This window comes from Butyricicoccus porcorum (assembly GCF_002157465.1).
Taxonomy (GTDB): domain Bacteria; phylum Bacillota; class Clostridia; order Oscillospirales; family Butyricicoccaceae; genus Butyricicoccus_A; species Butyricicoccus_A porcorum.
Genome location: NZ_NHOC01000009.1, coordinates 89,199 through 108,699, shown reverse-complemented (window position 1 = coordinate 108,699; position 19,501 = coordinate 89,199). Strand labels below are relative to the sequence as shown.

Annotated in this window: 15 protein-coding genes; 12 read left to right on the top strand and 3 right to left on the bottom strand. The window is 51.2% G+C overall.

Annotated elements, in window-relative coordinates; genetic code table 11:
* The first annotated feature begins 64 nt into the window (after window positions 1-64).
* From CBW42_RS10690 to CBW42_RS10675, 4 genes are all read left to right on the top strand, one after another.
* The gene (locus CBW42_RS10690; RefSeq protein WP_087021170.1) at window positions 65-1,162 is read left to right on the top strand and encodes a carbamoyl phosphate synthase small subunit; all 1,098 of its coding nucleotides are present in this window, start codon (window positions 65-67) and stop codon (window positions 1,160-1,162) included.
* Window positions 1,162-4,356: a carbamoyl-phosphate synthase large subunit gene (carB, locus tag CBW42_RS10685; protein WP_087021167.1), complete on the top strand. Its 3,195-nt coding sequence runs from the start codon at window positions 1,162-1,164 to the stop codon at window positions 4,354-4,356. Before CBW42_RS10690 ends, carB begins: the two co-directional genes overlap by 1 nt.
* 63 nt (window positions 4,357-4,419) lie before the next feature.
* On the top strand, window positions 4,420-4,683 hold the full coding sequence (locus CBW42_RS10680; protein ID WP_133058300.1) for a hypothetical protein: 264 nt from the start codon (window positions 4,420-4,422) through the stop codon (window positions 4,681-4,683).
* Window positions 4,684-5,158: 475 nt separating this feature from the next.
* On the top strand, window positions 5,159-5,350 hold the full coding sequence (locus CBW42_RS10675; protein WP_242969856.1) for a helix-turn-helix domain-containing protein: 192 nt from the start codon (window positions 5,159-5,161) through the stop codon (window positions 5,348-5,350).
* A gap of 41 nt (window positions 5,351-5,391) precedes the next feature.
* Here CBW42_RS10675 and CBW42_RS10670 read toward each other — a convergent pair whose 3' ends face one another.
* On the bottom strand, window positions 5,392-6,114 hold the full coding sequence (locus tag CBW42_RS10670; protein WP_087021156.1) for a tRNA 2-thiocytidine biosynthesis TtcA family protein: 723 nt from the start codon (window positions 6,112-6,114) through the stop codon (window positions 5,392-5,394).
* 302 nt (window positions 6,115-6,416) lie between these two features.
* On the opposite strand from CBW42_RS10670, the gene rplM reads away from it, so the two are divergent.
* The 7 genes from rplM (at window position 6,417) to CBW42_RS10635 (ending at window position 15,303) form a co-directional block, all read left to right on the top strand.
* On the top strand, window positions 6,417-6,848 hold the full coding sequence (gene rplM / locus CBW42_RS10665) for a 50S ribosomal protein L13 (RefSeq protein WP_087021151.1): 432 nt from the start codon (window positions 6,417-6,419) through the stop codon (window positions 6,846-6,848).
* 25 nt (window positions 6,849-6,873) lie between these two features.
* Window positions 6,874-7,281, top strand: coding sequence for a 30S ribosomal protein S9 (gene rpsI / locus CBW42_RS10660; protein ID WP_087021148.1), 408 nt, complete (start codon window positions 6,874-6,876; stop codon window positions 7,279-7,281).
* A gap of 552 nt (window positions 7,282-7,833) precedes the next feature.
* Window positions 7,834-8,571, top strand: coding sequence for an isochorismatase family protein (locus CBW42_RS10655; protein ID WP_087021146.1), 738 nt, complete (start codon window positions 7,834-7,836; stop codon window positions 8,569-8,571).
* 132 nt (window positions 8,572-8,703) lie between these two features.
* Window positions 8,704-10,791: a hydantoinase/oxoprolinase family protein gene (locus tag CBW42_RS10650; protein WP_087021143.1), complete on the top strand. Its 2,088-nt coding sequence runs from the start codon at window positions 8,704-8,706 to the stop codon at window positions 10,789-10,791.
* 23 nt (window positions 10,792-10,814) lie between these two features.
* Window positions 10,815-12,590, top strand: a complete 1,776-nt coding sequence (locus tag CBW42_RS10645; protein WP_087021140.1) for a hydantoinase B/oxoprolinase family protein — start codon at window positions 10,815-10,817, stop codon at window positions 12,588-12,590.
* A gap of 47 nt (window positions 12,591-12,637) precedes the next feature.
* Complete coding sequence (locus tag CBW42_RS10640; protein WP_087021137.1) at window positions 12,638-12,976, top strand: P-II family nitrogen regulator; 339 nt, start codon at window positions 12,638-12,640, stop codon at window positions 12,974-12,976.
* Window positions 12,977-13,128: 152 nt separating this feature from the next.
* Window positions 13,129-15,303: a cytosine permease gene (locus CBW42_RS10635; RefSeq protein ID WP_087021134.1), complete on the top strand. Its 2,175-nt coding sequence runs from the start codon at window positions 13,129-13,131 to the stop codon at window positions 15,301-15,303.
* 375 nt (window positions 15,304-15,678) lie between these two features.
* On the opposite strand, the gene CBW42_RS10630 is transcribed toward CBW42_RS10635, so the two are convergent.
* Window positions 15,679-16,557, bottom strand: coding sequence for a DMT family transporter (locus CBW42_RS10630; RefSeq protein ID WP_087021131.1), 879 nt, complete (start codon window positions 16,555-16,557; stop codon window positions 15,679-15,681).
* 204 nt (window positions 16,558-16,761) lie between these two features.
* Here CBW42_RS10630 and CBW42_RS10625 point away from each other — a divergent pair, with 204 nt between their 5' ends.
* Window positions 16,762-18,267, top strand: a complete 1,506-nt coding sequence (locus CBW42_RS10625; RefSeq protein ID WP_087021129.1) for a hypothetical protein — start codon at window positions 16,762-16,764, stop codon at window positions 18,265-18,267.
* A gap of 142 nt (window positions 18,268-18,409) precedes the next feature.
* Here the strand turns inward: CBW42_RS10625 and CBW42_RS10620 are convergent, their stop codons facing one another.
* Window positions 18,410-19,324 carry a S1 RNA-binding domain-containing protein gene (locus CBW42_RS10620; protein ID WP_087021126.1) on the bottom strand — a complete coding sequence of 305 codons (915 nt, stop codon included), beginning with the start codon at window positions 19,322-19,324 and terminating at the stop codon, window positions 18,410-18,412.
* Between the last annotated feature and the right edge of the window lie 177 nt (window positions 19,325-19,501).

The following is a 19,501-nucleotide window of genomic DNA, read 5'->3' as shown; positions in this document are numbered from 1 at the left end:
ACAGCATCTTAATTTCAGTTTGTTAAAGTTTTTTTCACATAGAAGATAAGGAGTGTATGGAACCTTGAAGAAAGCCTATCTCCTGCTGGCTGACGGCACGCTGTTTGAAGGCGTAAGCGTCGGTGCAGAGGGCGCATCTATTGCGGAAATCGTGTTCAATACCGGCATGGCGGGCTATCAGGAAGTGCTGACCGACCCGTCCTATTACGGACAGAGCGTCTGCATGACCTATCCGCTCATCGGCAACTATGGCCTGAATGCAGACGACTTTGAGTCGCGCAAGTGCTGGGTTTCCGGCTTTATCATGCGCGAAGCGTGCGATTATCCGTCCAACTGGCGCTGTGACCGTTCGCTGGATGCCTACCTGAAGAAGGAAGGCGTTGTCGGCCTGGCGGGGATTGATACCCGCCGCCTGACCCGTATTCTGCGCAACAGCGGTGTTATGAACGGAATCCTCTATTCCGAAAGCCATGAGCCGGACGAAGCGATGATCGAACAGATGAAGGCATATAAGGTGACCGGCGCAGTGAAGGCGGTCACCATCTGTGAGCCGGAGGTTTATCCGGCAACGACCGAGCAGAAGCATCGCGTTGCGCTGCTCGACTTCGGTGTGAAGCGCAACATCCAGCGCGAGCTGTGCGCACGCGGCTGTGAGGTCACTGTCATGCCGGCGTACACCGACCCGCAGACCATCCTGAACGGCGGTTATGACGGCGTGATGCTGTCCAACGGCCCCGGCGACCCGTCGGAAAATACCGAGATCATCGAAAACCTTAAGGTTCTGATCGGTTCGGGCATGCCGATTTTCGGCATCTGCCTCGGCCATCAGCTGCTGGCACTCGCCATCGGTGCGGAGACCAGAAAGATGAAGTTCGGTCACCGCGGCGTCAACCATCCGGTCAAGGATCTGGCCAAGGATCGCACCTATATTACCAGCCAGAACCACGGCTATGCGGTTGTGGGCGATACCGTCAACCCGGAAATTGCCCGCGTCAGCCATATCAACATCAACGACAATTCCTGTGAAGGCATTGAGCACATCAACGCCCCGATTTTCACCGTTCAGTATCATCCGGAAGTCAAGCCGGGCCCGCAGGACACTGCGTATCTGTTCGACCAGTTTGTTTCCCTCATGGATGAGAAGAAAGGAGGCGCTCAGTAATGCCGCTGCGCAACGATATTCATAAGGTAATGGTACTCGGCTCCGGCCCGATTGTCATCGGTCAGGCAGCAGAGTTTGACTATGCAGGCACGCAGGCCTGCCGCGCGCTGCGCGAAGAAGGTCTTGAGGTCATTCTGGTAAACTCCAACCCGGCGACCATCATGACGGACAAGGCGATGGCAGACAAGGTTTATATTGAGCCGATGACCATCCCGTGTGTACAGGAAATCATCAAGAAGGAGCGTCCGGACTCCATTCTGCCGACGCTGGGCGGCCAGACTGGTCTGAACATTGCGATGGAGCTGGTTGCCAACGGCTTCCTCGACGAGTATGGCGTCAAGCTGCTGGGTGCAAACCCGACCACCATCGACAAGGCGGAGGATCGCCAGCTGTTCAAGGACACGATGGAAAAGATCAACGAACCGATCATCGCGTCCAAGGTCGTGCACACGGTTGAAGATGCGGTTGCCTTCACCAAGGAAATCGGTCTGCCGGTCATCATCCGTCCGGCATATACGCTCGGCGGCACCGGCGGCGGTATCGCTTATACCTGGGACGAGCTGCGTGAGATTTCCGCTTCCGGCATCCTGTATTCCCGTGTCGATGAGATCCTCGTCGAGAAGTGCATCGCGGGCTGGAAGGAAATCGAATACGAAGTTATGCGTGACGGCAAGGGCAACGTCATCACGGTTTGTAATATGGAAAACATCGATCCGGTCGGCGTCCACACCGGCGACTCAGTCGTTGTCGCGCCGAGCCAGACGCTGTGCGATTATGAGTATCAGATGCTCCGTACCTCTGCGCTCAAGATCATCACGGAGCTGGGCATCGAGGGCGGCTGCAACGTCCAGTTTGCACTCAACCCGGATTCGTTTGAATATGCCGTCATCGAGGTAAACCCGCGTGTATCGCGTTCCTCTGCACTGGCATCCAAGGCGACCGGTTATCCGATTGCCAAGATTGCGGCCAAGATTGCGGTCGGCTATGGTCTGGATGAGCTGACCAATGCCGTCACCGGAAAGACGGCAGCCTGCTTCGAGCCGACGCTGGACTATTGCGTTGTCAAGTTCCCGCGCTGGCCGTTCGATAAGTTTGTCTATGCGGACAAGACCCTCGGTACGCAGATGAAGGCGACCGGTGAGGTCATGGCAATTTCCAACAGCTTTGAAGGCGCCATGATGAAGGCCGTCCGTTCGATTGAAATGAAGGTCGATTCGCTGTCCATGCCGCTGATTGCGAAGATGAGCGACGAGGATATTATCGCCAAGGTCAAGACCTGCGATTATGAGCGCCTGTTCTCCATCTGTGAGGCATTCCGCCGTGGTATCATGACCATCGATGAGGTGCATGAGATCACCAAGATCGACACCTGGTTCCTGCACGGCTTTATGCGCATTATTGACATGGAACATGCGCTGGAGCAGGCGGAAGAAATTACGCCGGAGCTGTATCTCTCGGCAAAGAAATTCGGCTTTACCGACAAGGTCATTGAGCGCCTGTCCGGTAAGTCGGTTGAGAAGGTCACCCGCATGCCGGTCTACAAGACGGTTGACACCTGTGCGGCAGAATTCGAGGCGGAAACCCCGTATTATTATTCCACCTACGATGAGGAGAGCGAAGTTAAGCCGTCCGACGGCAGAAAGAAGATTCTGGTACTCGGTTCCGGCCCGATCCGCATCGGTCAGGGCATCGAATTCGACTATTGTTCCGTTCATTCGGTTTGGGCACTCCAGCAGCTTGGCTGTGAGACTGTCATCATCAACAACAACCCGGAGACCGTTTCCACCGACTTCGATACGGCAGACCGCCTGTATTTCGAGCCGCTGACGCCGGAGGATGTCACGGGAGTTGTCAATGCCGAGAAGCCGGATGCGGCAATCGTTCAGTTTGGCGGTCAGACTGCCATCAATCTGGCAGAGCATCTGGAAAAGCTCGGTGTGCCGATTCTGGGCACCCCGGCATGGAGCATTGACGCCGCGGAGGACCGCGAGAAGTTCGATGTTATCCTGAACAAGACCGGCATTCCGCGCGCCAAGGGTGACACGGTATTTACGGAGGAAGAGGCAGTCGAGGTTGCAGATCGTCTGGGTTATCCGGTACTCGTCCGCCCGTCCTATGTCCTCGGTGGCCAGGGCATGGAAATTGCCTACAAGGAAGAGGATATCCGCGAATACATGCAGGTTATCACCCGCACCAAGATCGAGAACCCGGTTCTGGTCGACAAGTACCTGATGGGTCGTGAAATCGAAGTCGACGCCATCTGTGACGGCGAGGATATCCTGATTCCGGGTATCATGGAGCACATGGAGCGCGCCGGCATCCATTCGGGTGACTCCATCTCTGTATATCCGTCCATCACGATTGAGGATAAGCACAAGAAAACCATCATTGATTACACCAAGAAGCTGTCCAAGGAGCTGGCAGTTCTCGGTCTGGTCAATATCCAGTTCGTTCTGTACAACGATGAGGTCTATGTCATCGAAGTCAACCCGCGTTCGTCCCGTACCATCCCGTATATCTCCAAGATTACGGGCGTGCCGATGGTTGATCTGGCAACCCGCTGCATGTTTGGCGAGAAGCTGCGCGACATGGGCTATGGCACCGGACTGTATCCGGAGTGCGAGCATTATGCGGTCAAGGTTCCGGTCTTCTCGTTCCAGAAGCTGCGTGACCTCGATACCCAGCTCGGACCGGAAATGAAATCGACCGGCGAGGTTCTGGGTGTATCCACCTCGTTCCGTGAGGCTCTGCTCAAGGGCATGATGGGCGCAGGCTATGAGATGAAGAAGAAGGGCAAGGTTCTGATTTCCGTCCGCGATGCGGATAAGCAGGAAATCGTGACGGTTGCCGAGCGCTTTGCCGAGCTGGGCTTTGAGCTGTATGCGACCAGCGGCACGGCAAACGTCCTCAACCGCCACATGGTTGCGACCAACTCTGTCCGCAACGTCGATGAGCCGTCCCCGAATATGATTGACCTGATTGAATCGGGTGATATTGACTATGTCATTACCACTTCTGTCAAGGGTCGTCATCCGGAGCTTGGTGCGGTCAAGATCCGTCGCTCCACGGTTGAGCATGCAATCCCGTGCCTGACGGCGATTGATACCGCAAACGCGCTGCTGCGCTGCCTGGAAGGCGATACGCGCATTGAGTCGTGCGAGCTGGTTGATATCAACACGGTACACCTTCAGTAATTCAGATAAAAATACAAATGACGTTCCCAAACGGCGAGAGCCGGGCGGGAGCGTCATTTTTTTTTGCGGCAATTTAGGGCGAGTGGGGATCGAGTGGGCGGTGTGCAGGCCGAGCGCAAAGATTCTTTCAAGGACATGTTGCAGCCGGAAATCCCATGTGCAGGGGATTGCATCAAGGGTGAGCTGGAAGACGGTTCCCAACTGGTTTTGCAGAGCCTGAAAATGCGTTTGTGCTGTTTGCATGCGCTGGTAATAGGCGTTGTGCGCGTCTGTCTTTGGATCGGAACAGAACGGAATGACAGCGGCATTCTCGAAAAAATAGTCTGATGCTTGTTCTTCCGGCGTTTGGGTCATTCCGACGAGGACGCCGCGGACAAAGCCAAAGCGCAATGCATAGCGCAGGTTTTCCAGGCATAGCTGTTCCGCTTCTGCAAGCATCTTCCGTTGCTGCCGGGTCAGAACGGCAGACAAAGCAGCTGTGGCAATCTGGTACTCGGCTTCGCAGTCCGTGCAGTCGGCGAGGATGGCTCGCAGGAGGTCATTGGTAAGAGATTGCTCTGACCACATAGGCGACTCGTTTTTCTGTGTCATAGTATCATTCCTTTTTATACAACAAACGATATGGCTAAATAATGGCCATATTATATGACTATTATAACAGCCATAATAATCAGTGTAAAGGGAAGCCGGACAAATATTGTCGAGATACTTGATATGTGGCAATAAATGGCATCCTTTTGAATACCGTATGGGAAGGAAGGGCTGCACGGTCATGATTCGATACCGTCCGTTGTGGAAAACGATGGCTGAACAGAAAGCGACTACATACACGCTGCGCGTCAAATATGGGATGAGCCATGCAACAGTGCAGCGATTGCAGGCAGATATGCCGGTATCTACTCATACACTCAATAAGCTGTGTAAAATTCTTAATTGCCGTCTGGAGGATGTTGCGGAATATATTCCGGACGAAGAAGATACTGAAAACGATTAAAAGGACTGCCAACGGCAGCCCTTTTTGCATGTCTGAAAAGATTATTTCTCGCCGTCCAGCTCCCAGCCGCGCAGCGGATAGCGCTGGATTGCACCAAAAATGCGCTGGCGCACACCGTGGTTTTCGCGCTCCAGGGAACGGAGCAGCTGCTTGATTTCCTCGCGCTTGGTGTTGCCGTCCGCCGGGCACGGATTGTGTACCACCGGCAGCTCCAGACGGCGTACCAGAGATTTGATGTATGATTCCGGCGCATAGATCATTGGACGAATGACGGTGATATCCTTGCGGTCGAGATAGGTCTGCGGCAGGAAACAGTTGATGCGTCCCTCATACAGCAGTGACATCATCAGCGTTTCAATGACATCATCATAATGGTGTCCCAGCGCGACCTTGTTGCAGCCGTTCTGTTTGGCGGTGTCGTTGAGCGCGCCGCGCCGCATTTTTGCACACAGCGAACATGGATTTTCTTCCTTGCGGATATCAAAGACAATGGTTTTGATGTCCGTCGGACGGATGATGTATTCTACCTCCAGCTGTTCGCACAGGCGCGCAATCGGGGAAAAATCCATCTCTTCATAGCCCATGTCCAGTGTAATGGCCTTGAGCGTAAAATGATTTGGATAAAACCGGCGCAGGTTGGCAAGCACTGCGAGCAGGGCAAGCGAATCCTTGCCGCCGGATACACCGACCGCAATCGTATCGCCTTCGTTTATCATATGATACTGATCCACCGCACGGCGGACATAAGACAGCATTTTCTGCATGATGAGCCTCCAGATCAATTGTGTCAGTTCTGATTCAGCTTATTATACCGCAGAGGTAGGAATATTGTACAGAGAAAAATTTTAATTTAGGTTTTGAGAATACGAGAGAATACAAGAGAATACAAGAGAAAACAAGAGTTTATTCCGGGGAAAATTAAAATCAGCAAAAAACGTGTTGACTTTGCAAAAAAGATATGGTATAACATTAAAGCACCCGCAAAGTGCAGAAAAAAGTTGCACAGACGGGAAATTGACTTCGTGAATGAAACATTCAGATAAAAATTATAATCGGAGGTTAGATCATGTCCACTTTCATGGCTAAGGCTGAAAATATCGACCGCAAGTGGTATATCGTCGACGCAGCAGACAAGCCGCTCGGCCGTACCGCAGCAACCGTAGCAGCTCTCCTTCGCGGCAAGCATAAGGTAGAGTTCACCCCTAACGTAGATACCGGCGATTTCGTTATCGTCATCAACGCTTCCAAGGCTGTCCTGACTGGAAACAAGCTGGAGCAGAAGTACTATCGCAGACATTCCGGCTGGATTGGCGGCCTGAAGGAGACCCAGTACAAGACCCTCATGGCTGAGCGTCCGGAGCTGGCTGTGGAGCTGGCTGTCAAGGGTATGCTCCCGAAGAATTCCATTGGCCGTAAGGCTGCTACCCGCCTGAAGGTTTATGCAGGCAGCGAGCACAACAACGCAGCACAGCAGCCGATCGTTTGGGCTGACAAGTAATTCTTACAAGGAGGAAATTTGAGTCATGTATACCCCTAAGAAAGCATATTTCTACGGCACCGGCAGAAGAAAGTCCTCTGTTGCAAGAGTTCGTCTTTTCCCGGGCGGCACCGGTGAGATCACCATCAACAACCGTACCCTCGACAACTACTTCGGTCTCGATACCCTGAAGCTGATCGTTCGTCAGCCGCTGGAGGCTACCAAGACCGGCGATAAGTTCGATATCGTCTGCACCGTAACCGGCGGCGGCTTCACCGGCCAGGCTGGTGCAATCCGTCACGGCATTTCCCGTGCACTGCTCCAGGCTAACGCTGAGGAGTATCGTCCGGTTCTGAAGGCTGCTGGCTTCCTGACCCGTGACCCGAGAATGAAGGAAAGAAAGAAGTACGGCCTGAAGGCTGCCCGTCGCGCACCGCAGTTCTCCAAGAGATAATCTGCCGATTCTTTCAGCACAATTTTGTGCGTCTCAGAACGTCAAAATGCAGTTTTTATGCGATCTTTGGCGTCCTAAAATGTTGAGAGCTTTGGAACTGCATTTGCGACAGGCGACAAGCATGTGACAGAGAAGCAGCAAAGCTTTCGGACAAATTTAAAATATTGCAAGGGATGTTTCCGGTAAAAACGGAAGCATCCCTTGTTTTTTATTCTCAGATTGTATGGATGGCATAGCTGCCCAGTATTCAGCAAAATCACATGAAACCGCCTATCACGTTTGCGGCAATTTGTGGAACATGTCTGAAATATGAATAATATAAGAGATATAAATTCATTTTATATCGATGGCAGTCCAGACGTGTCAAATTTCTGTCAGTGTATTACGATGGACAAAAGTGCGAAAACTGTTGAAAAATGCGGCTTGTGATGATATTATCAGATCGTCAAGTACAGAAGATGCTTTTGGAAAGAAAAAAGGCTTCGGACGCTGGACAACCCGGGAAATGAAAGATTGATAACTAATTCCGTCAAATAAGAAAGGAAGATTTCCATGGCAGAGAATAAAGACTTCAAGTTTGTTGACCATTATGAATTCGATGAAGAACTCCTGAAGAAGGCTTTTGCAGAAGCAAGAGCGATTTATAAGGAGCGCGGCTTCATGAGAAAGATGGGCTTCGGCAAGGCGCCGGCAATCACAACCGTTGATATGGCAAAGGCTTGGATGAGTGAAGGCCATCCGTTCACCTGCGATCATTCCGAAGAGGTTTGTGCAGAAGCGCTGAAGGTACTGGAAGCTGCAAGAAAATCCGGTGTGCCGATCTTCCACACAACCACCGGTTTCCTCGGTGAACAGCAGATGGATCTGGGCCGCTGGGATGAAAAGATTCCGCTGAGCACGCTGGATATCAACAGCGACTGGATGGAAATCGACCCGAAGCTGAAGCCGCGTCCGGAAGAGCCGGTTATTCACAAGAAGTATGCATCTAACTTCTTCGGCACGTATCTGGCACAGACGCTGAATTATCTTGGCGTCGATACCCTGATTGTCATGGGTGCAACTGCATGTGCATGTGTACGTCATACAGTTATGGATTCTACCGGCTACGGCTTCAAGACCATCGTTCCGGAAGGCACCGTCGGTGACCGTGTACCGGGCGTTGTCGAGTGGAACCTGTTCGATATGGAAGCAAAGTTCTGTGATGTCGTTCCGGTCGACGAGGTTGTCAAGTACCTCGAAGGCATTGATCCCTCTGTTTACACCAAGCATGAGAGAAAGTTCGATAAGTAAGACGGAGCACGGGTTTACATAACCAATCAATATATCAAAAACATAAACGTACGGACAAAGGTGTCAGGCATAGTTGAGGCGCCAGTGTCCGTACGTTTTTCATTTTTATATTCATATAAGGAGTGATCTGACATGAAGCGAATGGGCGTCGATGTTGGCGGTACATTTACGGATTTTATCTATGTAGACGACAACGGCAAAATTGACGTATATAAGACCTCCACTACGCCGCATGACCCTTCTATCGGTATGATGGAAGGCATCAATGCCATTTGTGACAAGCTGAACATCAAGCATGAGGAAATTGATGAAATTTTCCATGGCACGACCATTGCCACCAATATGGTTCTGGAGCATAAGGGTGCCAGAGCCGGCATGATTACCACAAAGGGATATCGCGATATCATTCATATTGCGCGCCACAAGCGCCCGACCAACTTCTCTATTGTTGAGGATATTCCGTGGCAGAAGTATCCGGTATGCCAGAGACGTGACCGCTATGGCGTTTCGGAACGCGTTGTGGCTCCGGACGGCGCAGAGCTGATCCCGCTGGATGAGGAAGAAGTGCGTCAGGCAGTCCGCAAGATGAAGGCGGACAAGGTGGAAGCCATTGCGGTATGCTTCCTGTTTTCCTTCCTGAATCCGGCACATGAGCAGCGCGTCAAGGAAATCATCAAGGAGGAATATCCGGAGGTATATATCTCCCTCAGCTCGGAGGTTCTTCCGCAGTTCCGTGAATATGAACGCTTTACAACCACGGGTCTGAATGCATACATCGGACCGACCACTGCAAAGTATATCAAGCAGTTGCAGCAGACGCTGAAGGAACAGGGATATCGTGCGAAGGTTCATCTGATGCAGTCGTTCGGCGGCGTAGCTTCCGCTGAATCTGCGCAGGAAAAGCCGGTTAACCTGCTGCTTTCCGGCCCGGTCGGCGGCGTTTTGGGTGCAATCTGGACGACCAAGCTGACCAAGATCAACAATGTCATCACGCTGGATATCGGCGGTACCTCGGCGGATATTTCCGTCCTTGCTGATCTGAACCCGAGCATGAAGCATCTGCTGGACACCAAGGTTGGCGGCTATGCGGCCATGGTTCCGATGATTGATGTCGGTACGATCGGCGCAGGCGGCGGTTCCATTGCCTATATCGATGAAGGCGGCTTCTTCCGCGTCGGCCCGCAGAGTGCAGGCGCTGTCCCGGGTCCGGCATGCTATGACCGCGGCGGCATCGAACCGGCAGTTTCCGATGCAAACATCATCCTTGGCAGACTGGGCACCAAGCTGCTCGGCGGCCGTATGGATATCAAGCCGGAGCTTGCAGAAAAGGCAATTATGGAGCGCATCGGCAAACCGCTGGGCAAGGATCTGTATGAAGCAGCGCTCGGCATCATCGATATCATGAACAACAACATGATTCAGGAAATCGAGAAGGAAAGCGTCAGACGAGGCTTTGACCCGCGTGAATTCGCGTTGTTTGCCTGCGGCGGCGCCGGTTCCCTGCATGCTTGCAGCGTCGCACGTGAGCTGGGCATGAAGAACGTCATTGTCCCGCTGAATCCGGGCGCACTGTGCGCCGTCGGCCTGGTCAACACCGACCTGATGTATGACTACTCCAAGACCGAAATGCAGCTGTCCACGAATGTCAATCTGGATATCCTGGACAAGGACTATGCGATGCTGGAAAAGGAAGCGCATGACCGTCTGGTTGAGGACAATATGGCGGAAGAGGATATTGTGATCCAGCGCGTTGCCGACTGCCGCTATGAAGGCCAGGGCTATGAGATGCGTGTCCCGGTCATCGGCGGAAAGGTTACGATGGAGACCATCGAAAAGATGAAGGAATCCTTCCACACCGTACATAAGAGACAGTTTGGCCGTTCCTACCGCGATGTTGCAGTTGAAATTGTAAACATTCGTGTCATCGGCACCGGTAAAATTGAGGATCTCGAACCGATCAAGATTGGGAAGGGCAATGGTCATGTCGAGGATGCTGTCATCGGCGAGCGACAGGTTACCTTCAAGGTAAATGGCAAGCCGGCGCATATGATGACCAAGATCTATGACAGAAGCCTGTTCAAGGCGGGCGATGACATTCAGGGCCCGGCAATCATCAACCAGATGGATACTACCATTGTCATTGAACCGGATTGTGTCGGTCATGTCAATGATTACGGCATCATTGTCATCGATATCAACGATGCGGGCTCGGAAGACTAAGAGCAAGGAAAGGGACGATATTCATGAGTAAAATGATAGAGAGCTTAAATATCCCCAGAGTGGAAGTCGATCCGGTCACCCTTCAGGTGCTCGGCGGATCGTTTAAGATGATTGCTCAGGAAATGGGCATGGTTCTTTACAGAATGTCTTATTCCAGCATCATTCGTGAGTCCGAGGACATCGGCGCAGGCATCGTCGATACCATGGGACGTCAGCTCTGCGAAAGTGAGAGCACGCCGATGCATGTCGGCTCCATTGGCGGCAATGTCAAGGGCATTCTGACCAGATGGAATCTGGAGGATATCCATGAGGGCGATATTTTCATCCACAACCATCCGTACTACGGCACCTCGCATTCGCCGGACATCCACATTTGTCTGCCGATTTTCTATCATGGCAAGCTGATTAGCTTCTCCTGTGTACAGGCTCATCTGCTGGATAACGGTTCCCATACCGCAGGCATGGATGTCGATGCGCGTGATGTATACGCTGAGACCAGAATTTACTATGCACTGAAGCTGTATGAAAAGGGTCAGCGCAATGAGCAGCTGTGGCGCATGATTCTGGACAATGTCCGCACGCCGTCCATGAATGAAAATGACCTGAAGGCGATGATCGCTTCGGCACGCCACGGCATCAAGCGCTTCACGGAGCTGATCGACAAGTACAGCCTGGAGACTGTGTTCTCTGCAATTGAAGACTGGATGGATTATTCCGAACGCATGCTGCGAAGCGCAATCCGGAAGGTTCCGGACGGCACCTATTATGCAGAGGGCTGGCTGGATAACGACGGCAAGAATCTGGATAAGATGCTCAAGGTCTGCACCACGACCACCATCAAGGACGATACCATTACCATCGATCTGACCGGCAGCGCAGATGAAGTTTATACTGCTTTCAATGCTTCCTTTGAAGGCACGACAAAGACGTCGATCAACTATATCATGCATGCGCTGTTCCTGGATGATGATATTTATCATCAGTACATCCCGCAGAATGACGGCATGGCGCGCCCCGTTACGATTATTGCGCCGAAGGGCTGTATCTTTAACCCGAATTTCCCGCGTGCTTCGTTCTCCCGATTCAATCAGGCGAACCTGCTGGCAGACTGCGTCATGCGGTCGTTGGCAGATGTCATGCCGGACCGTGTTTCTGCCGGCACCAGCGCCCACATTCACTTTGTCAGCTACAATGGCTTTAATGCGAAGAAGGGCGAGTATTGGGTTTACCTGGAAGTCGATGAAGGCTCTTATGGCGGACGCTGTGGCAAGGATGCCATTGACTCCTGTGACGCACTGGTTGCGAACACCCGAAATGTCCCGATTGAAGAGATTGAATGGCATTATCCGCTGCGCGTAGAGCGATATGAACTGAATCCGGAAATTGTTGCACCGGGCAAGTGGAGAGGCGGACTGGGTATTATCCGCGAAACCAGATTCCTTCAGGAAGGTACGGTCACCTGTGAGGGCGACCGCCACAAGGAAGCACCGAAGGGCATTTTCGGCGGCGCAGACGGCAGCTCGGCCAGCATGACCAAAAATCCGTATTCCGAGCATCCGATCAGCCTGGAGTCCAAGCTGTCGGATGAGGAGTTCTCTGCGGGCGATGTTTTGCAGATCCGCACGCCCTGCGGCGGCGGTTACGGCAATCCGTTTGAACGCGATCCGCAGAAGGTTCTCGGCGATGTTCTGGATGACTTCACGACCATCGAAGACGCACGGGAATCCTATGGTGTTGTCATTGATCCGGAAACAATGACAGTTGATAAGGAGGCAACCGCTCAGCTTCGTGCCGGTTGATCTGTGCCTGGTCGCTGTATTTCATAATCCGGAAGGAGAATACAGGGATGAAGAAGATTGAAGTCATTATGAGACCGGAAAAGGTCGGAATTATGAAGGCTATTCTGAGCGAAATTGGCGCCACCGGCGCCATGTTCTCCAGTGTTCAGGGCTATGGCTCGGAACACAGCGAACAGTACATTTACAACGGGGAGCAGTTCTATGAGCAGCTCTTTTCCAAGACCAAGGTTGAGGTTGTTGTGAAAGACGAACTGGTTGAACCGCTCATCAATCTGGTTGTAACCAGAATTTCCAGCGGCAAGATCGGTGACGGCCGTATCTTTGTTTACAACTTAGAGGAGGCTGTAAGAGTTCGAACCGGAGAAAGAGGGGAATCCTCTCTCTGATATAATGTAATGTTCATGTACAGCGGCCGGGCGGACACGATATCGGTTCGCAGGCTGGGCGACTGCATATACTCAACGGCGAGGCATTCTTTATGAATGCCCCGCCGTTCTCTTTTCTTTTGCTGTATGAATGAAAAAAGGATGTGATCTCTGTGAAAGATAATTTAGACGGCAGATCCCGCAACAGCAATACGCTGATTTCAGAGGATATACTGCCGATTACTTCAAAGCGGCGTTCTCTGGGCGGTCTTGGATTTGCAAATATCTGGATCGGCATGGCAATTGTCATTTCTGTATTCAGCTTCGGTGCCAGCGGCATCGAAGGCATGAGCATTTTTGGTGTTGCCAGTGCAACGCTCGTTGCCAATATCATCATTGCCATCGTCGGCAGCCTGACCGGTGACATCGGCGTGGAGCACGGCCTGTCCTTTGCAACTTATCTGCGCGCGCCGTTTGGCATTGTCGGCGTGCATTTTCCGGCTGTAGCGCGCGGCATTGTCGCATCGTGCTGGTTCGGCATCAATACCTATATCGGCTCTACTGCCATCAACTACTTCACCATTGCCCTGTTCGGCATTGACAACTGGTTTATGTGGTTCCTGATTTTCGCAGCAGTGCAGATTGTCAATACCATGCTGGGCATCAAGGCAATCGATAAGTTCGCTTCGTTTGCTGCGCCGTGCATTATCCTGATTACCTGCTGGATGTTCTATAAGGTCAATAACATTGCGGCGATCAACAATATATCTATTCTGGGATATGTCCCGTCACAGCCCACGGCAAACTGCTGGTTGATTACCATGTGTGCAAATACCGGCATGTGGGCAGCGCTCGCGGCGGATATTCCCAACATGACCCGCAGCCTGAAAGCGCCTGTCAATGAAAAGAACTGGTTTAAGCGGAATCGCAACAACTGGATTCCTCAGTTTGCAACGCTGCCGATTATTGAAACCTTCATCGCAGTGATCGGCGCAATTTCGTATCTGACGACCGGAAACTGGAACCCGGTAGAGGTCATTCAGGCGCAGGCGAAGGGTGTCACACTGCTTGTCCTGCTGGTTATGGTTATTCTGGCACAGTGGTCGACCAATACTGCCGCCAATCTGGTTCCACCGGCGATGTGCTTTACCAATGCTTTCGCAAAATGGAATCTTCCGTATAAAATTGCTGTTTTGATTGCGGGACTGATCGGTGTATGCGTCATGCCGTGGAAGATTCTCGATCAGCTGTATACCTATCTCGGCTATTTTGGATCATTCCTGTCCGCACTGGCAGGCATTATGATCTGCGACTATTATATTATTCGGAAGCGCAGGCTGAATGTACAGGATCTGTATAAGCGGGACGGTCAGTACCGGTATCATGGCGGATTTAACGTCTGCGGTATCGTTGCCTGGATTCTCGGCACAGTTGCAGCAAATGTCGGCTCGGACTATGGCTATCTGTTCGGACTGCCGACCGGATTTGTCGTCTATCTGGTTCTGATGAAGACATGGTATCTCAAAAAGTTCCCGCAGGCAGAGGTTGAATCGGGCTATTCCGATGAATATCTCGGCATCTCCGTTGGAAATGATTGGGTTATTCCGGGCTATGAGAGTGTCGCCGGTGTCACAGACGAAACAGGCTCTCTTGTATCCGATATCGATGTCAGCAGGTATACCGGCGGCAAAGAATATGAAGCGGAAACCGGCCACAAGCTCATCATTACCTTTGGCAGACAGTATGGCAGCCGCGGCAAGGAACTGGCTGGTATTCTGGCAAAGAAGCTGGATCTGCCAATTTATGATGAGGATATGATTAAGCTGGCTTCCAGAGAGCTTGATATGGATGAAGAAGATATCAAGAAGATGGATGAAGTTCCGCGCAACGAGCTGGTTCATGCGCTGACCGCCGGCGGCATGTATGCGGCGAAGGAATATGAGTCCGCAACAAGCGATAAAATGTTTGCGATCCAGTCGCAGATTATTCTGGATCTCGCAAAGAAATCCTCCTGCATCATCGTCGGACGCTGCTCCAATTATGTGTTGGACAACGCAAAGATTCCAACCATCGATGTATTTGTCGTTGCAGAACTGGAGGACAGAATCCGGCATATTGCAGAACGTGACCATGTCGATTATGAAAAGGCCAAGGCATATGTATTCAAAACCGAAAAGAAACGCCAGGCATATTTCAATTACTATACGACATATGAATGGGGCAATCCGCAGTATTATAACCTGTGCGTCAATACAAGCGGTGATATGAGCATGGATGAGCTGGCGGAGCATATTGCGGCATTTATTGTGAATAAGCCGAAGACAGCTGCAAAGCAGAATATTGCATAGCATAAAAAATATATCGCACATGCTGGGCGCGTTACAGAATACAGATTCCGTAGCGCGCCCAGATTTTCGATGTCTGCGGGGGGTGCGTTCTTCCCGCAGAGGAGGCGCTTGTGAAATTTCCCAAATGAATGGATCACGCATATAACAGCAGAGGATGCCAGGGCATGTACCCGCTCATTTCCTGTGGAGACCGTTCACATGGTCGTAAGGGGGGAGAAAAAAGGTGGATTTTTTCCCGGCGATGAGAGACCGTTCTCACAGTCGGAGCAAGCACGTTGGAGAGCGGGGCGCGTTCCATAGAGCATTTTCCTGCCGGACAGCAAAAAGTAGCGGAGGATTCCGCTGCTTGCTTATGCAGATGTGGGAAGTGACCCCTTATTGTTTTACTTTCTGTCCGCCGATGTTGAGATAGACAATTGCGAAGACGATGAGCAGCATTCCGATGACCTTGGATGTGGTAAACTGTTCATGGAAGAACAGGGCGCCCACAATTGCGGCTACAAACGGCTCTACCGTCGCAAGGATGGATGCCTTCCCGGCATCAATTCCGCTCAGCCCCTTTGTATAAAACAGGAACGGAAGAACCGTGCTGAACAGGGCGAGACCCAGTGCGGACAGCAGGCTGCTGATTTGAAATAGTTGGGTAATATTTTCTGTTATACCGGAAATCGGAAGCGTTCCGATTGCGGCGATGACAAAGGTATAAAATGTAATGGTGGAGGCATCATATTTGCCGACAATGCATTTGCCGAAAATGCTGTACAGAGCATAGCCGAAGCCGGCGCCAAGGCCGAGAATCAGTACCTTTACGGAGAGCGTTTCTTCTCCACTGAATGCGCCGGTTACGAAGCCAAGGCCGATAAAGGTCATAGCCAGTGCGATGAGTTTCGGAACTGTGACGGACTCATGAAAAAAGATGGCCGACAGAACCATAACAAAAATCGGAGCGGTATACAGCAGCAGAGCAGGCACCGCAGCGCTGCCTGTCACATTGATGGCTTCAAAGTAGCAATAGTTAAAAAATACAATGCTGAAAATTCCTGTTCCAATAAAGTACGGAATATCCCTGATGCGGATTTTCAGCTTGTGACGGTCGGTCAGAAACAGATAGAGAAACAGCAGTAAAGCGGTAAAAAAGGAACGGATTTCCACACATTGCAGCGAATGAAAGCCCGCAGCGTTTAAAATACTGACAAAAATTGAAATGATGCCCCACAGACTTCCTGCGAGGATGATATAACATGCGTTTTTCATAAGGACCTTTCTCTCATTTGAAACAGATTGTTTATTTTAAAAGCAAATTGTATTATAATCAATACATACCATACCGCATGCGGAGATTGCAAGATGGATGCCGAAATTGTCATTTGAAATACAATGACGTTTTTTGACGCGGCTTCTATGGCATGCCGAAGGTGCATGGTATAAGGATTCTTTGCGTAACAGGAAAGGAATAAAATGAAGAATACAGCACTTTCAACACTGGGATTCCTGATGAATTATCTGGATATCCAAACGGTATCCATGTCACAGGCAATTCATGTCGACGCGAGCCTGGTCAGCAAATGGAAAACAGGAAAACGGATGTTTTCCGGGAAATCTGTTTATTTTGATGCGGTAGTCGAGTATATTCTGTCTCAAAGCCAGAAATCGAATCACCAGCTTCTGAAAAATGCCCTGCTTCAGCTCTATCCGCATGAGACTGTTCAGGAAACCGTGGATGTGGAATCGCTGCTCCGTCAGGCGCTGACAAATACCGCTTCGCATGAAGCCTCCAGACAGCACCAGCTTTTGTCAGACAGCACAGACGCTGTTTCCGCACTGATTTTTGAGGGAAACGAAGGACGGCGGCAGGCAATCACAAAGCTGATTGATTATGCAGAGGATATGACGGTTCCGGGTGAAATCATTTTTCTGGACTCGGAAGAATACATCTGGCTGCTGGAGGATGAAGCATTTTCCGACCAGTTTACCGAACGCATTTTTTCCCTGTTGCGCAGAGGCTTTCATGCGAAATTTGTCCTGGATTATTCCTCCTATCGCGATCGCTTTATGCAGCTGTTCAGTGCATGCAGCCCGTTGATTTTTCATCGGAATGTGGAGTGGTATTATTACGAATACTACGATGAACATATTATGAATTTTTCTTTCTTCATTTTAAATCATGCGGTCTCTCTACTGGGCTTGTCCGTGGGCGGAGAAGACCCGTCCACGATGGTATTTACCGATACCTCTCTTGTCATCCGCCACGAGGTTCTCGCAGACCGTATGATTAGGCAGTGCAGCTGTGCGTTTACAACCTTCCATCCGTCAGAGTTTGAAGGTGTCGTAAATGATATTTATCAGTTCAGAAGAAAGGGCGCTTTTTATACCTATCTTCCCGCTCCGGCATTTATGTCGTCCAGAGAATCCCTGATGCGGGAAATTCTAACAGACAATGGGATCAGTGAAGCAGAGATTCAGCAGCAGCTGATGGTAAACAATCGGTTTCGTGAGGTGACATCCTGCCATTTCCTGGAGGGAGAGACACAGCGGGAACCGTTTGTCTTTATTTTTCAGCTCGAGGAAATGCTCCGGCGCATTAAAAAGGACATCTTTATCAGCAGAAGCCTCACCATCCTGAACGGAAAGGAAATACGCATTACAAAGCGCCAATATGCGCAGGAAATCCGCGATTTTGTGCAGGATCTGATGCAGTACGACAATATGCAGATTGTTTTTGTATCTGAAAAAGATAACATCCGGCTTCCTTCGGTCAACTGCTGGTGTAAGCGGAATCTCTGGATGGTTCAGATGGATCAGGAGGGCTTCCGGTTGAGCGATGAAATTGGCATTGTCAATTCGGCCGCGATTGCGCTGGAGAGCTGTGTGAAAAAGGTCCCGCCGGAACGAAAGGAAAAAAATTCGGTTCGCCAGTTTATGCTCGAGCTGGCGGATGAAATGGAATCCGATGTGAACGGATGATTTTTGAAAAGCAGCCTGAATAAAAAAGATGGTCTGGCATAAAGCACAGGATTTTTCTGTGAGGACAGACGCGAGTGCCTGTTTGCACCAAAACAAAACCTCTGTTTCCGAATGGATCCAGAGGTTTTGCTTGTATACTCAGTCACTCATTGATGATATTAAATTGTGTGCGGATCAGACGTGTCGTGCAGCATTCCGGGGAATACTGCCAGAAGGCGAGATGTCCGCTGTCAATATAATACGATAAAGGAGGCGGGACAGCTGGGATATGCCCGATGCGGTCAATGAGATTCAGCTTGATCTTCATGCGTTCCGGCAGGATGGATTTGATGTAGCAGGATACGGTTTCTCCCGGGGATACCGGAAAGCGCTGTTCTGCCAGACCGGATAAATTGGGTGTCAGCTCGATGAACACACCGTAGTCTTCCACACTGCGCACAATGCCGCAGACGGTTTCTCCGGCGGCAAATTGTGCGGCATTCTGTTCCCAGGTGCCCAGCAGCTCACGGTGTGTCAGAGAAATGCGTCCGGTTTCTTCATCCATGCCGGAGATCACGGCGCGCAGCAGCTGTCCGACACTTACACGGTCAGACGGATGGAAAATGCGGCTGACGGACAGGTTTTCAATTCCAATGAGAGAGATCAGACCACAGCCGACATCGACAAACGCACCAAACGGTTCCAAATGCGTCACACGCACCGGCAGGATATCTCCCGGACGTCGTTCCGTAAAAAGCGCGTGCAGTGCTTCCTGTTGTGCCGTGCGGCGAGACAGATAGGCCGTATTGCCCTCAATGCGCTGGACATGGAAGCAGACCGGTTTGCCGACACGTGACAGAATAGCGATTTCCCGTGTCTGCCCGGTATCAATGCCGAGGGCACATTCCTCACGTGGCATCACGCCGGTCAGGCCATCCAGCTGAATCATCAGATTATGCCCCGCGTCACACCGCACGGCAACCGACTGCAAAATACTGCCGTCCTGTGCGGCGGCATATACTTCCTCCCGTTTTGGGATGGTTGTTTCCAGATTTTCCGGTGCATAGCTTGGATGCATAGGTTCCCTCCATTCTCAAAAGTCCATGGCTTTTTGCTCTGCTTTGACTATATGCCGGAAACCGGTCAGACATGCGTGTTAGTTTTTTCCGGACAGGCACGAGGGTTGAGAAGGAAAACCGTTCGCTTGTCTTTCGCAGACAGGTATGCTACACTAAGGACAAAAGCAAGGAGGGAA

Excerpts from the sequence above, each read along its gene's own strand:
- carB (WP_087021167.1), top strand. The coding sequence starts at position 1,162 with ATGCCGCTGCGCAACGATATTCATAAGGTAATGGTACTCGGCTCCGGC.
- CBW42_RS10675 (WP_242969856.1), top strand. The coding sequence starts at position 5,159 with ATGGCTGAACAGAAAGCGACTACATACACGCTGCGCGTCAAATATGGG.
- CBW42_RS10670 (WP_087021156.1), bottom strand. The coding sequence starts at position 6,114 with ATGCAGAAAATGCTGTCTTATGTCCGCCGTGCGGTGGATCAGTATCAT.
- rplM (WP_087021151.1), top strand. The coding sequence starts at position 6,417 with ATGTCCACTTTCATGGCTAAGGCTGAAAATATCGACCGCAAGTGGTAT.
- rpsI (WP_087021148.1), top strand. The coding sequence starts at position 6,874 with ATGTATACCCCTAAGAAAGCATATTTCTACGGCACCGGCAGAAGAAAG.
- CBW42_RS10655 (WP_087021146.1), top strand. The coding sequence starts at position 7,834 with ATGGCAGAGAATAAAGACTTCAAGTTTGTTGACCATTATGAATTCGAT.
- CBW42_RS10650 (WP_087021143.1), top strand. The coding sequence starts at position 8,704 with ATGAAGCGAATGGGCGTCGATGTTGGCGGTACATTTACGGATTTTATC.
- CBW42_RS10645 (WP_087021140.1), top strand. The coding sequence starts at position 10,815 with ATGAGTAAAATGATAGAGAGCTTAAATATCCCCAGAGTGGAAGTCGAT.
- CBW42_RS10640 (WP_087021137.1), top strand. The coding sequence starts at position 12,638 with ATGAAGAAGATTGAAGTCATTATGAGACCGGAAAAGGTCGGAATTATG.
- CBW42_RS10630 (WP_087021131.1), bottom strand. The coding sequence starts at position 16,557 with ATGAAAAACGCATGTTATATCATCCTCGCAGGAAGTCTGTGGGGCATC.
- CBW42_RS10625 (WP_087021129.1), top strand. The coding sequence starts at position 16,762 with ATGAAGAATACAGCACTTTCAACACTGGGATTCCTGATGAATTATCTG.
- CBW42_RS10620 (WP_087021126.1), bottom strand. The coding sequence starts at position 19,324 with ATGCATCCAAGCTATGCACCGGAAAATCTGGAAACAACCATCCCAAAA.